Source organism: Aureimonas sp. N4, from assembly GCF_001463925.1.
In the GTDB taxonomy this organism is placed as follows: domain Bacteria; phylum Pseudomonadota; class Alphaproteobacteria; order Rhizobiales; family Rhizobiaceae; genus Aureimonas; species Aureimonas ureilytica_A.
Map to the genome: position 1 here is coordinate 78,318 of NZ_BBWS01000036.1, position 12,634 is coordinate 90,951.

The 12,634-nt window shown below is 66.6% G+C and carries 12 protein-coding genes; 6 read left to right on the forward strand and 6 right to left on the reverse strand.

The window, feature by feature from the left end:
• Positions 1 to 33: 33 nt before the first annotated feature.
• Positions 34 to 825 (forward strand): AttM family quorum-quenching N-acyl homoserine lactonase, encoded by a 792-nt coding sequence (gene attM / locus AUL28_RS10990; protein WP_058636216.1) that lies wholly within the window; start codon positions 34 to 36, stop codon positions 823 to 825.
• Between the two features lie 89 nt (positions 826 to 914).
• On the opposite strand, the gene AUL28_RS10995 is transcribed toward attM, so the two are convergent.
• Genes AUL28_RS10995 through AUL28_RS11005 form a run of 3 tightly spaced genes read right to left on the reverse strand, consistent with a single transcriptional unit; the run spans position 915 to position 3,955 of the window.
• Positions 915 to 2,390: a mannitol dehydrogenase family protein gene (locus tag AUL28_RS10995; RefSeq protein ID WP_062232403.1), complete on the reverse strand. Its 1,476-nt coding sequence runs from the start codon at positions 2,388 to 2,390 to the stop codon at positions 915 to 917.
• 45 nt (positions 2,391 to 2,435) lie between these two features.
• Entirely contained in the window at positions 2,436 to 3,209 is a 774-nt protein-coding gene (locus AUL28_RS11000) for an SDR family NAD(P)-dependent oxidoreductase (protein WP_244493489.1), read from the reverse strand.
• On the reverse strand, positions 3,206 to 3,955 hold the full coding sequence (locus AUL28_RS11005) for a GntR family transcriptional regulator (RefSeq protein WP_062232405.1): 750 nt from the start codon (positions 3,953 to 3,955) through the stop codon (positions 3,206 to 3,208). The genes AUL28_RS11000 and AUL28_RS11005 overlap by 4 nt, the downstream gene beginning before the upstream one ends.
• Before the next feature lie 129 nt (positions 3,956 to 4,084).
• Here AUL28_RS11005 and AUL28_RS11010 point away from each other — a divergent pair, with 129 nt between their 5' ends.
• The 4 genes from AUL28_RS11010 to AUL28_RS11025 all read left to right on the forward strand — a co-directional run bounded on the left by AUL28_RS11010 (position 4,085) and on the right by AUL28_RS11025 (position 8,909).
• The gene (locus AUL28_RS11010; RefSeq protein ID WP_058636212.1) at positions 4,085 to 5,104 is read left to right on the forward strand and encodes a sugar ABC transporter substrate-binding protein; all 1,020 of its coding nucleotides are present in this window, start codon (positions 4,085 to 4,087) and stop codon (positions 5,102 to 5,104) included.
• 261 nt (positions 5,105 to 5,365) lie between these two features.
• A complete protein-coding gene (locus tag AUL28_RS11015) occupies positions 5,366 to 6,382 on the forward strand; it encodes an ABC transporter permease (RefSeq protein WP_082640398.1) in 1,017 nt (338 codons plus the stop codon).
• Positions 6,379 to 7,377, forward strand: a complete 999-nt coding sequence (locus tag AUL28_RS11020) for an ABC transporter permease (protein ID WP_062232407.1) — start codon at positions 6,379 to 6,381, stop codon at positions 7,375 to 7,377. Before AUL28_RS11015 ends, AUL28_RS11020 begins: the two co-directional genes overlap by 4 nt.
• Positions 7,374 to 8,909 (forward strand): sugar ABC transporter ATP-binding protein, encoded by a 1,536-nt coding sequence (locus AUL28_RS11025; RefSeq protein WP_062232409.1) that lies wholly within the window; start codon positions 7,374 to 7,376, stop codon positions 8,907 to 8,909. Before AUL28_RS11020 ends, AUL28_RS11025 begins: the two co-directional genes overlap by 4 nt.
• A 34-nt stretch (positions 8,910 to 8,943) precedes the next feature.
• Here AUL28_RS11025 and AUL28_RS11030 read toward each other — a convergent pair whose 3' ends face one another.
• Positions 8,944 to 9,666, reverse strand: coding sequence for an MgtC/SapB family protein (locus AUL28_RS11030; protein ID WP_082640399.1), 723 nt, complete (start codon positions 9,664 to 9,666; stop codon positions 8,944 to 8,946).
• A 44-nt stretch (positions 9,667 to 9,710) separates the two neighbouring features.
• A complete protein-coding gene (locus AUL28_RS11035; protein ID WP_192843442.1) occupies positions 9,711 to 10,073 on the reverse strand; it encodes a DUF930 domain-containing protein in 363 nt (120 codons plus the stop codon).
• A gap of 395 nt (positions 10,074 to 10,468) precedes the next feature.
• On the opposite strand from AUL28_RS11035, the gene AUL28_RS11040 reads away from it, so the two are divergent.
• A complete protein-coding gene (locus tag AUL28_RS11040) occupies positions 10,469 to 11,242 on the forward strand; it encodes a YfdX family protein (protein ID WP_062232413.1) in 774 nt (257 codons plus the stop codon).
• Positions 11,243 to 11,448: 206 nt separating this feature from the next.
• On the opposite strand, the gene AUL28_RS11045 is transcribed toward AUL28_RS11040, so the two are convergent.
• Positions 11,449 to 12,549, reverse strand: a complete 1,101-nt coding sequence (locus tag AUL28_RS11045) for an ABC transporter ATP-binding protein (protein ID WP_062232415.1) — start codon at positions 12,547 to 12,549, stop codon at positions 11,449 to 11,451.
• Positions 12,550 to 12,634 lie beyond the last annotated feature (85 nt).

Here is a 12,634-nt window from a genome sequence, read left to right on the forward strand (position 1 = left end):
AACACCCATACACCGTCTCCAGGGAGGAAATGAATGACGGACATCCGGCTCTACATGCTTCAGTCGGGAACGCTGAAGTGCAAGGTCCACAACATCAAGATGAACCAGGGCAATGGCGCGGATTACGAGATCCCCGTTCCCTTCTTCCTGATCACCCATCCCAAGGGGCATACGATCATCGACGGCGGCAACGCCATCGAGGTGGCGAGCGACCCGCGCGCCCATTGGGGCGGCATCTGCGATGTCTATTGGCCGGTCTTGGACAAGGACCAGGGCTGCGTCGATCAGGTCAAGGCGCTGGGCTTCGACCCCGCCGACGTCCGCTATGTCGTGCAGTCGCATCTCCATCTCGACCACACCGGCGCGATCGGGCGCTTTCCCAACGCCACGCATATCGTCCAGCGCTCGGAATACGAATATGCCTTCACGCCGGACTGGTTCGCGGCGGGCGGCTATATCCGCAAGGATTTCGACAAGCCCGGCTTGAAATGGCAGTTCCTGAACGGTGAGGCGGACGATTATTACGACATCTATGGCGACGGCACGCTGACCACGGTCTTCACGCCGGGCCATGCGCCGGGACACCAGTCCTTCCTCGTCCGCCTGCCGCAGTCGAAGCCCATGCTGCTCACCATCGACGCCGCCTATACGCTCGACCATTGGGACGAAAAGGCGCTGCCGGGCTTCCTCGCCTCCACCGTGGATACGGTGCGCTCGGTGCAGAAGATGCGCACGCTCGCCGAGCGAACGGGCGCGACGGTTGTGACGGGGCACGACCCGGACGCCTGGCCGACCTTCAAGCACGCGCCCGACTACTACGCCTGACCGGCGAAGCATCGGGCTGACCCGCCGCGTCGCCCTCCCGTTTTGGGGGGCGATGTCGTTTGACGGCAATGACCGTCTCACGGCTGCATTCAGCCAAAGCGGCGTTCCAGTGTGGCGAGGACGCCCGTCTCCGCGATGTCGGACACTGCCTCTCGAAGCGCGGCGGCGAAGCTGTCGTTCTGAATGAGATCACGGCCAAAAACGGCTTCGAAGCCGAGAAAAGCCTTGGCTTCCTCAGGGGGCGCGAGTGGCTGGTTCGGGCGGCCAGCCCAGGCCATCAGCGCGGGATCGCTGACCGGATAGGAGGTGCCCACGTCGTTGACTCCACCGCAGGATCGCACCCAGGCGGCCAGCGCGCAGGTCAGCGCCTCCACGCTTTCGCCCCGCGCCAGCCGCTCGCGCAGGGGCGCAACGAGGCGTTGGGGCACTTTCAGCGAGGCGTCGGTCGCAATCTGCGCGGTGCGATGCGGCAAGGCCGGATTGGAAAAGCGCGGCAGCAGCGCCTCGCGATAGGCCCGCGCGATGGCGGGGTCGATCGAAAGCGTCGGCTCGACCTCCGCCCAGAAGCGCGCGAGGAACGCCTGAACGGCGGGATGCCGCACGGTTTCCGGCACGGTCTCGAAGCCCGCCAGCCGCCCGATCGCGGCAATCGCGGTATGCGCGCCGTTCAGAAGCCGCAGCTTCATATGCTCATAGGGCTCGACATCGCTCACGAAGCGCACGCCGCTCGCCTCGAAGGGCGGGCGCTCGCCGGCGAAGCGATCCTCGATGATCCAGTCGAAGGCCGGCTCGGCCAGAACCGGCCAGGCGTCGTGCAACCCTGTCAGCGCGCCGATCGCCTCGCGGTCGGCCTCTGTCGTCGCGGGCACGATCCGGTCCACCATGGAGGAGGGGCAGGCGATCTCGCGCTCGACATAGCGCCCGAGCGCTTCGTCCTTCTCGGCGGCGAATTCGCGGAGAACGCGGTGCAGCATCTCGCCATTCTTCGGCAGGTTGTCGCAGGAAATGAGGGTGAGGGGCGGCGCGCCGGCCCGCCGACGCCGGTCGAGCCCGGCCGCGAGAAAGCCCAGCACCGTGGAGGGTATGGCGCCGGGGCGAAAATCGGCTGCGATGCCTGCATCCGCCCGGTCGAGCCCGCCGGTCGCGCGGTCGATGCCATAGCCCTTCTCCGTCACGGTCAGCGTGACGATTTTCACATCCGGGTCGGCCAGCGCGGCGACCAGCGCCTCCGGGTCTTCGGGCGCGACGAGGATGCGCAGAAGCGAGCCGATGACGCGCGCCTCGACCTTGGCCCCGTCTCTCAGAGCGAAGGTGTAGAGCCCGTCCTGGGGCGCGAGCGCGTCGCGCGTGTCCGGTGAGCGCAGCGAGGCGGCGACCACGCCCCAGCCCATATCGCCCCGCGCCAGGGCGTCGTCCGCGAAGACGGCCTGATGGCCGCGATGGAACGCGCCGAGGCCGAGATGCACGATGCCCGCCCGCGCCGCGCCCCTCTCATAGGCGACGCGCCCGATGCCGGGCGGCAGAAGCGGCAGCGTGGCATCGGACAGGCGGGGGCGGTCGGTCATGGCGATCTCGGCAGGATGAAGGGAAACGGCGGCAGGCGAGGGTGCTCAGCCGAATTCCATGCCGCCATTCATGTCGATCACCTCGCCGGTGATGAAGCCGGCGAGCGGCGAGACGAGGAAGGAGACGGCATGGGCCACTTCCTCGGGCTGGCACAGGCGGCCGACCGGAATGGCCTTGCGCTGGCGCTCCAGCGCCTCGGGCGTCAGCTGATCGAGGATCATGGGCGAGACGACATAGGCGGGCGCGACGGCATTGGCCGTGATGCCGGAGCCCGCCAGCTCGCGCGCCAGCGAGAAGGTGAGCCCGACCAGCGCCGTCTTGGACACCGAATAGGCCGTGCCGGCGGTGAGCCCGCCCGACTTCCAGGCATAGGACGAGATGTTCACGAGCCGGCCCCAGCTCTTGGCCTTCATGCCTGGCACGAAGGCCTGAGAGAGCAGCAGCGCCGCGTCGAGATTGACCGCCATCAGCGCGTGCCAGTGCTGGAGCGTCACGGCGTCCAGCTTGTCGGGCGAGAGGATGCCCGCATTGTTGACGAGAATGTCCACCGTGCCGAAGCGCTGGAGAATGGACGATGCGCCCGCTTGAACGGCTTGCGGGTCGGCGAGGTCCATGGCGAAGCCCTCGGCCTCGACGGGAAGCTCGGCGCACAAGGCGGCAAGGCTCGCGGCCTCGCGGTCCACCAGCGCCAGACGCACGCCCGAGGTAGCCAGCGCCTGAACGATCGAGCGCCCGATGCCGCCACACGCGCCCGTGACCACCGCCACCTTGCCGTTGAGTTCCATAGGCTCGCGCCCTTCCTGGTTGGATGAGGTCAAGGTTCGAAATGCCGACGTTCCTCGTCGGGCATGTGTTCGAACAGGATGAAGATCTTGTCGAGATGGGCGGTGAGCGCCGCCTCCGCCGCGTCGGCATCTCGCGCGCCGAGCGCCGCGCCGATGCGCCCGTGCTCCTCCACCACGACGGGCAGGCGCTCCGAATTGCCGGAAAAGCGGATGAAGCGCGTGAGCTGCGCCTTGGTCGCCAGAATATGGGGCCAGACGCCCTCGCGCCCGGCCTCCACGGCGATCAGCTGATGGAAGCGTTCGTCCTCGCGGTGGAACCCGTCCACGTCGCCCGCCGCGATCGTCTCTTCCTGCGCGCGCAGGATGGCGCTAAGGCGCGCCCCGGCCTCCGGCGTCCAGCGCCTGGCGGCCTCGCGCACCAGCGCGATTTCCAGCGTGCGGCGCACGAAATGGCTGTCGTGGATGCCGCCGATCTTGATGCGCGACACGAAGCTGCCCTGCTGGGGGAAGACATCCACCAGCCCTTCTTCGGACAGGCGCTGGATCGCCGCGCGAACCGGCGTGCGCGACACCTCGAACTGACGGCAGATCGAGTTCTCGCTGATCGCCGCGCCCGGCGTCAGCGACACGTCGAGAATCGCCTTGCGCAGCGCGGCATGGACCTGATCGGCCACCGAGCCGCGTCGGTCGAGCACGAGCGCGAGCTGGCCCAGGCCGCCATCCTGCGGCGCGCCCGAGGGCCGTTCGGCGACCTGTTGGCCGGCTGTCGAGCGCGTCATGAGAAAATCCCGTTGCAGCTTGGATACAAGGATACTAGGATTGCAGAGTGAGATGCAAGCCGGTTCGGTGGGCTCCGGGAGGCCGGAGTGGAACGGGGCAGCGACCAAGAGACGTCAGGGAGATCGATCATGCGCCATTTCAATCGCTGTCTCATGGGAGCGGCTTTCCTTCTGGGCTGCGGCTCGGCCGCTTTGGCCGCCGACGATAGCCGCATCGGGCTGGTGCCGGGCGGCCCTCATCCGTATTTTTCGGCCTGGGATCAGGCGGCCAAGGACGCGGCGAAGGATTTCGGTCTGGCCGGCGCGGACTACAAGGTTCCCCAGAAATGGGAGCTGAGCCAGCAGAACCAGCTGCTCGAAAGCATGTTGAGCCAGGGCTATAACGGCTTCCTGATCTTCCCCGGCGACAGCGTCGGCACGGCCTCCACCGTGTCGGAACTGGTCGGCAACGGCGCGCCCGTCGTGACCGGCGCGGGCTGCCTGAAGGACCCGTCGGAAGCCGCCTTCTGCCTCGGCACCGACACCGGCAACTCGGCCTATCTCGGCACCAAGGAGCTTCTGAAGGTTCTGGGTCCGGGCAAGCGCATCGCCCATTTCACCGGCTTCCTGGTCGACCCCAACACCCAGCTGCGCATCGACGCGGTGGAAAAGGCGGCCAAGGAAGGCGGCGCGACGGTGGTTCAGGTCATCGCCGATATCGACGCGCCCGAGCCCGCCGAAGAGAAGATCAACGCCTATCTCGCGGCGCACGCGAGCGAGGTGGACGGCATCGTGACCACCGCCTGGGTGCCCGCCGTCGTCGCCTCCAACGCGCTGCGCAAGATCGGCGACAAGCGCATCAAGATGGTCGGCATCGACCATGACGAGGTGGTGCTGAAGGCGATCAAGGACGGGTTCGTGTCGGGCACCATGCTCCAGAATCCCTATGGCCAGGGCTATATCGGCGCCTTCGCGCTCGACAAGCTGCGCAGCGGCTGCACGGTCAAGGCCGACGCGCCCTTCAAGGCCAACGCCCTGACATCGAAGTTCATCGACTCCGGCACGATCTTCGTCGCCGCCGATCAGGTGGACACCTATGTCGACGCCATGCGCGACAAGACCAAGACGCTGCTCGCAGACTTCGCGACCACGTATCTGACCTGTCCCTGAGGTCAGTGCTCCGGCGGGCGGGGGAGGGGCGAATGCACCTGATCCGGCCCGCCGCCTGAAGCGGGCGATGCCAAGCGCTGTTGCCGCCGAGGCATGATCTCGCCTTCGCCGCGAGAGGCGGCGGAGGTTTGATGAACGCGCCTCCGCCCTCCCGCTCCAAAGCTCCCAGCCGCTTTCGCCCCCGCCTTCCGGCGCGGCCCCGCCTCCCATCGGCGCGGGGGCCGCCCGCCGACCGAATTCATCTTTCGCAGGAGCCACGCGATGACTCTCGACGACGCCAAGGCCTTGAGCCCCCCGAGACCGCGAACCGGCCCCGGCCTGCTTCTGTCCAACGAGTTCGGCCTTCTCGTCCTGATCCTCCTGTTCGGCTTAGGGTTCGCGAGTTTCGCCAACGGCTTCCTGTCGCCCTTCAATCTCTTCACCCTGGGGCGCACGGCGGCGGTCGGCATCGTGATCGGCCTGTCCATGATGGCCGTGATCGTGACGGGCGGGCTGAATCTCGCGGTCGGCGCGATCGGCGTCTGCGCGGCCATGAGCTTCGGCTTCGCGGTGGAGCGTCTCGGCCTGCCCTGGCCGCTGGCGGTTCTCGTCGGGCTCGGCACCGGCGCGGCGCTCGGCTTCGTCAATGGCTGGACCGTGGTGCGAACGGGCCTGCATTCCTTCATCATCACGCTGGCGACGATGAGCATCTTCTTCGGCGCGATGATCTATCTCACTCGCGCCGAATCCTTCCGCCAATTGCCGCCGGACTTCCTCGCCCTCGGCCGCGCCAAGATCGCCGGTTCTGTCTCGCCGCTGCTTCTGGTGACGCTCGCGGTCATGCTGACGCTCGTCTATCTCTATCGCTTCACCGCGCTCGGGCGCGAGATGCTGGCGGCCGGCGCGCGGCCGGAAGCCGCCGAGCTGTCGGGCGTGCGGGTCGGGCGCGTCTTCATTCTCTGCCATGTCCTGTCGGGCGTGTTGGCGGCCGCCGCCGCCTTGATGCTGGTCGCGCGCAACGGCGCGGCGATCCCCTCCATGGCCGGCCAGCTCGGGCAGGACTGGCTCCTGCCGGCCTTTCTCGGCCCCGTGCTCGGCGGCACGCTGCTCAACGGTGGCAAGGTCTCGGTCACCGGCACGGCGCTCGGCGCGCTGCTCGTCACGCTTCTCACCAGCGGCCTGCTTCTGCTGCAACTCGGCGAATTCTGGATCCAGTCCTTCCTCGGGCTGCTGCTTCTCTTCGCCGTGCTGATCGACAAGTCCCGCCGCTCCTTCCTCGCGCGGAGGAATCTCGCATGAGCCTGTCTGCTGCCTCACCGCAAACCGCGGCCTCGCGCCTCCTGCGCGCCGACTGGTTCGGTCCCGCCGCGGTGCTCCTTGCGACCATGGCTATCGCCGGCGCGCTGGCCCCGTCCTTCCTGTCGCCGCTCAACATTCAGGTTCTGCTTCTCGCCGTCGCGGTGAACGCGCTGATCGCCTTTTCGCAGATGATCATCATCGCGATCGGCCAGATGAACCTGTCGATCGGCGCGATCGGGGGCCTCGCCGCCATCACCTTCGCCGGGCTGATGGACCAGTTCGGCGTTCCCGCGCCGCTGGCCGCGCTGGCGGCGCTGGCGCTCGGCCTCGGCTGCGGGCTGCTCAACGGGCTTTTCATCAACTGGACCGGCATTTCCGCCTTCGTCATCACGCTGGCGAGCCTCTCCATCTTCAAGGGCATCAATCTCGGCATCACGCGCGCCGAGCCCTTCTATGGCGTGGCCGACAGCGTGAAGAGCTTCGGTCAGGCGCTTCTGATCGGCCCGGTGCCCTGGCTGATGGTGCCGACCATCCTCGCCGCGCTCGGCCTCTGGTATGTGCTCTCGCGCCTGCCGATTGGCCGTTTCATCCTGGCGGTCGGCGGCAACAGCCACGCCGCCGAACTGTCGGGCGTCTCGGTCGGGCTGACGGTGACGGTCGCCCATGCGGCCTCGGGGTTTCTGGCGGCGCTTGCCGGTGTTCTTCTCGTCGCGCGGCTTCAGATCGGCCAGCCGACCATCGGTGACGATTGGCTCATTCTCTCCTTCGCCGCGCCCGTGATCGGCGGCGCGGTGCTCTCGGGCGGGCATGTCAGCGTCGCGGCGACGCTCTTCGGCACGGCCATCGTCGCCGTGATCACGCAGCTTCTCGTTCTCTTCAACTTCGACCCGTTCCTGGTGCAGATCGTGCTCGGCGCGATGATCCTCGCGGCGGTCGGCCTCAATCGCCTGCGCGAAGCGCGCCTTGCACGGGCTTTGAAAGGGGGCGCACGATGAGCGCGGTGTTCGAGGCGCGCGGCGTCGAGAAGTCCTTTCCCGGCGTCAAGGCGCTGAAGGGCGTCTCCCTCTCGCTGGAGACCCATTCGATCCATGCGCTGCTCGGCGAAAACGGCGCGGGCAAATCGACGCTGATCAAGATCATCACCGGCGTTCACCGGCCCGATGGCGGCGCGCTCGTGCTCGACGGACAACCCGTCAGCTTCGGCAATCCGCGCGAGGCGATCGCGAACCGGATCGGCGTCGTGCATCAGGAGCGCAATCTGATCGGGCGTTTCTCGGTGGCCGAGAACATCCATCTGGAACAGATCGCGGGCTTTCTCGTAAAGCCCGTGGACTATGCCGCCCTGAACGCCCAGGCCGAGCGCTGGTTGGAGATGCTCGGCCTCGACATCGACCCGCGCACGCCCGTCTCCCGCCTCAGCGTCGCGCAGATGCAGATGGTGGAGATCGCGAAAGCCCTGTCGTCCCGTTCGCGCGTCCTGCTCCTGGATGAGCCGACGGCTTCGCTCACCTCCAACGAGACCGACCGCTTGTTCTCGTTCCTCAAGAAACTGCGCGATGGCGGCGCGAGCCTCGTCTTCGTCAGCCACAAGCTGGAGGAGGTGCAGGAGATCTGCGACCGCGTGACCGTGCTGCGCGACGGCGAGAATGCCTGCCCCAGCCGTTCCATGGAGGGCATGGGCCGGCAGGACATCGTGCGCCTGATGATCGGGCGCGCCGAGCGCGAAGCGCCGCGCCGCGCGGAAGCCACCCAGCGCCGCACGGACGCTCCGCTCCTGCGCCTTTCGGGCGTGTCCACAGCGCTCGGCCATCGCGACATCGACATGGAGGTTCGGCCGGGCGAGATTGTCGGACTTTACGGGCTGGTCGGCGCGGGTCGCACGGAACTCGCCCATTGCATCATCGGCCAGTCCGCCATTACGGCCGGAACGGTGGAAGTGGCCGGCGCACCCGTCCATATTTCGCATGTCTCGGAAGCGATCCACCAACACGGCATCGGCTATGTCAGCGAGGACCGCAAGGGCAACGGCCTCGTTCTCGCCCATTCGGTTCTGGACAATGCCGGCATCGCGATCTGGCGCCGGCTTGCGGGGCGCTTCGGCTTCCTGACGGATGCCCGCGTGCGCGAGGCCGTCGAGCCCTTCATCACCAAGCTGGAGGTGAAGACGCCGAGCCTGTCGCAGACGGTGGGCAATCTGTCGGGCGGCAACCAGCAGAAAATCAGCGTCGCCAAATGGCTGGCGGCGGGCGTTCGCATCCTGATCGTCGACGAGCCCTCGGTCGGCATCGACATCAAGACCAAGGCCTATCTGCACGATCTCCTGCGCGAACTCGCCGATGCCGGCACGGCCGTGATCGTCATCACCAGCGACATGCCGGAAATGATCGCGCTGGCCGACCGCATCCTCGTCATGGACGCCTATCGTTTGCGCGGCGAGGTGCCGAATGACGGCGATTATTCCAGGATGAGCGAGGCGATCATGGGGCTGATTCACCGCACGGATTCTGTGCCGGGCGTCGCGGCATAGGAGAGCGCGTGGGCCGACCGGGACGACGCGCGACCTATCGCAGCTTGCCCTTGCTGGACCATGTCGGAAGGCCGGATCGGTCCTTGCCGCGCTCGACCTGCGCCGAGCGCACGCCGGGGCGCGTGGCCAGAACGGACGTGCGGCCGCGAATGGCTTGCGGCGCGACACGCACGAGATGCAGGAGGAGATCGTCCTCGCCATCCGGCCCGAGTGTCTGGGTGATGCGCTTGATCTGGCCGTTGCGCACGCGCAGACATGTCTTGATGTCATGCAGCGACAGGGCGCCCCGATCGGCCTGGATATGCACGAAGCAGGCTTGCAGCCTTGTGCGGTACATGTCCTCCAGCGGCTTGATGCCGGCGAGGATGATGAGAATGATGGCGGTCGCCATGAAGGCCGCCACATAAAGACCGCCGCCCGCCGCGAGCCCCAGCGCCGCAACGGCCCAGATGCTGGCCGCCGTGGTCAGGCCGCGAACGACATTCCCTTTCAGAAGGATCGCGCCCGCGCCCAGAAAGCCGACGCCCGAGACGACCTGCGCGGCGATGCGCGAGGGATCGAGCGTGACATGCTCCATCGCGGTGGCGTTCTGGAAGCCATAGGCTGAGACGATCATGATCAGGCAGGCGCCGACGCAGACCAGCATATGCGTTCGGATGCCCGCCGACCATAAAAGGCGCTCGCGCTCCAGTCCGATCAGGCTGCCGAGCGCGGCGGCCGCGAGAAGCCGCAGGAGGATGTCGCCGTTCGAAATCATACCTGGCTAATGGTCGCGGGTTCGTGAGGTTCCGAACTCGGCGCTCAGGGGAAGAGCTTGTGCTTCTCCCACTCTCCCAGCGGGATCGGTGTCTTCGAGATGACGTCGTAATGGAGGTTTTCGACCTGGAGGCGGTCCGGCGTCACCGCGCACCGGAAGCGAAGCCGGAACCACTGCCCTTTGTCCCGGAAGGCTGCGCCGTCGGCGCGCAGCGAACGCCCCTCGATCTCGCCGCGCGAGAAGGCGTCCATCATGACGCGGTCGACATTGCGATAGGCGGTCTCGCGGGAGATGCGGTCTTCGAGCTTCAGAAAGCAGACCTGGATCATGCGGTCGGTGGGGGTCAGCTGCTTCATCTCAGCCAGCTCCCGCGCGCTCAGCGCGTAGGCCGGGGTGAGGCTGATCAAGAGAACGAAGCCAGTCAAAGCGAATGCCGAACGGACGGTTCGGCGGGCAAGAGCGGAGTTTGAAGTCATCCGCTTTAATAAGTTAGGCGAAGCAATAGGGGCAACCCCTCGCCGTTCCAACAAAGCGCGAGAACAGGGCCGCGTCGCCCCGCCAGTCGCGCTGCCGGCCAGGTCGAAGCGAGGACTGGGGCGGTGCGCAGCAGTTGGTTGCTGCGCGACAGTATAGTTTTCCAGAATTCAGACGATCGGAATGTCACTTCTGCAAAGTAACTTTAATGGAATGGTAATGAAACTGCGTTCTCACGCCGATGTTATTCCCTCGAACTCGATGACCACGGAATTTCTGGTCGCAACGGAGTAACCACGGGTTCAAGTCATTCGATAGGAGAAGCACGATGAAAGCGTATCAGGTTGTTGCCGCCGTTTTGCTGGCCAGCACCGCCGTTGGGGGCGCTTATGCCGCCGACCAGGCCGCCAAAGCCGAGCCCGCAGCCGTTGTCGCGGCGGAAAAGACGGCGGACAAGGATGTCGGCAAGCTGTCGGCGGACGGGGCGCAGGCCTTCCGGGATATGCATGACGCGCGGCTGGCCATCTTCAATGCCGATCCGAAGGACGCCAAGACCCTGATCGCCAAGGCCGAGAAAGCCATCGACAAGGCCAAGACCGACGATGCGGTGTTCTGGAAGGCCGAGAACAAGCTCGACGCCAAGCTGAACCAGATCGCCGAAAAGACCAAGGGCTCCGCCAAGACCGCGACCGATGACGTGACGCAGGAGGTCGCCTGGTTGCCGATCGACGGCCAGCTCGTCTTGGGCGAGGATTTCGTGGCGACGCCCGAGAAGGCCGCAGCCATCAAGAAGGCCAACGAAAGCGTCCAGAAGGGCGACCGCAAGGCCGCGCTGGAAACATTGAAGCTGGCCGATGTGAATGTCGGCTTCTCCATGGCGGTGCTGCCGCTGGACAAGACGGCCCATGACATCGGCGAGGCGGCCAAGCTGATCGACGGCGGCAAGTTCTATGAGGCGAACGCCCTTCTGAAGGGGACCGAAGAGCGCATCCGCTTCGATGTTCTGGACGTGAACGCCGTGCCGGTCGCGCATCAGGCCAAGGCGACGACGGCCGACACGAAGGAAACCACGTCTTCGACGGTTGCCACCACCACCAAGTAAAGTTCCGCCTCGCTCCAGGGCGGCTGACAAAGAGGGCGCGTCCGTCGCGCGCTCTCCTGAAAACCGCTCTCGTCAGCCGGTCGCAGTTTCCCCCTGCGGCCGGCTTGCGGCGTTGAGATCGGTTGCAGGCCGCGCTGCCGCCGATGCAGGGGCCTGCGAGTTGGCCTCTGACAACTCGCGCTTCGCTGGCGAGCGCAGCGCGCCTGTCAGGCGCCGGCTATGGCTGTCGCTTCGACCCTTTGGCCGGTCGCGCTGTCGAACAGGTGAGCCCGTGCCGGGTCGCCCGCCACCGACAGGCGCTCGCCCACCTGAACCGAGCTGTCGCGCGGGAACTCGACCGTGATCGGGCGTTCGCCGCCGGCTTCCAGATATCCGAAGGTCTGGCTGCCCAGACGCTCCACCATCGCCAGTTCGCCGGTGAACCAGGCCTCTTCGGGCGAGGACAGGCGGAGGTCTTCCGGGCGGATGCCGAGCGTCAGCCGCTCCGGCGCGGGGAAGGCGAGGGCAAGCGGCAACTGGATTTCGCGCTGGGGAAGACGCAGGCGCAGCGCGCCCGGCCCCACGACCGGCGCGCCGCACTCCAGCGTGTTCATGGTCGGGCTGCCGATGAAGCGGGCGACGAAGAGCGTCTTCGGCCGATGGTAGAGTTCGAGCGGCGGCCCGACCTGCTCCATATGGCCGCCATTCATCACCACGATCCGGTCTGCGAGCGTCATCGCCTCGGTCTGGTCGTGCGTCACGTAAACGGTCGTCGCCTTCATGCGCCGGTGAAGCCGCGCGATCTCGAGGCGCATCTCGACGCGGAGCGCGGCGTCGAGATTGGAGAGAGGCTCGTCGAACAGGAAGGCGTCGGGCTCACGCACGATGGCGCGGCCCATGGCGACGCGCTGCCGCTGGCCGCCCGAAAGCTGTGCCGGGCGCCGATCCAGAAAGGATTCGATCTTCAGGATGCCGGCCGCGCCCTTCACCTTGGCGTCGATCCCGGCCTTGTCCGCGTCCCGCATCTTCAGGCCGAAGCCCATATTCTCCTCGACGCTCATATGCGGGTAGAGCGCGTAATCCTGAAACACCATCGCGATATTGCGCTCGGCCGGGGGCAGATGGCCGACCGCGCGCCCGCCGATGGACAATTGCCCGCCCGAAATCTCTTCCAGCCCCGCGATCATGCGCAGAAGCGTGGACTTGCCGCAGCCGGACGGGCCGACCAGCACCACGAACTCCCCGCTCGCGATCGACAGATCGACGCGGCGGATCACGTTGACCGAGCCGTAATCCTTGCGCAGCCCGTCAAGCACGATAGCGGACATTCGTTTCCTCCCCAGCCTCTCCCAGGCCGCTTGATCTTTCCCCGATTATCAATAATGATATTGATAGTGTGAAGCAAGGAGGTCG

Coding starts and splice junctions, on each gene's coding strand:
- attM (WP_058636216.1), top strand. CDS start 34: ATGACGGACATCCGGCTCTACATGCTTCAGTCGGGAACGCTGAAGTGC.
- AUL28_RS10995 (WP_062232403.1), bottom strand. CDS start 2,390: ATGACCGACCGCCCCCGCCTGTCCGATGCCACGCTGCCGCTTCTGCCG.
- AUL28_RS11005 (WP_062232405.1), bottom strand. CDS start 3,955: ATGACGCGCTCGACAGCCGGCCAACAGGTCGCCGAACGGCCCTCGGGC.
- AUL28_RS11010 (WP_058636212.1), top strand. CDS start 4,085: ATGCGCCATTTCAATCGCTGTCTCATGGGAGCGGCTTTCCTTCTGGGC.
- AUL28_RS11015 (WP_082640398.1), top strand. CDS start 5,366: ATGACTCTCGACGACGCCAAGGCCTTGAGCCCCCCGAGACCGCGAACC.
- AUL28_RS11020 (WP_062232407.1), top strand. CDS start 6,379: ATGAGCCTGTCTGCTGCCTCACCGCAAACCGCGGCCTCGCGCCTCCTG.
- AUL28_RS11025 (WP_062232409.1), top strand. CDS start 7,374: ATGAGCGCGGTGTTCGAGGCGCGCGGCGTCGAGAAGTCCTTTCCCGGC.
- AUL28_RS11030 (WP_082640399.1), bottom strand. CDS start 9,666: ATGATTTCGAACGGCGACATCCTCCTGCGGCTTCTCGCGGCCGCCGCG.
- AUL28_RS11040 (WP_062232413.1), top strand. CDS start 10,469: ATGAAAGCGTATCAGGTTGTTGCCGCCGTTTTGCTGGCCAGCACCGCC.
- AUL28_RS11045 (WP_062232415.1), bottom strand. CDS start 12,549: ATGTCCGCTATCGTGCTTGACGGGCTGCGCAAGGATTACGGCTCGGTC.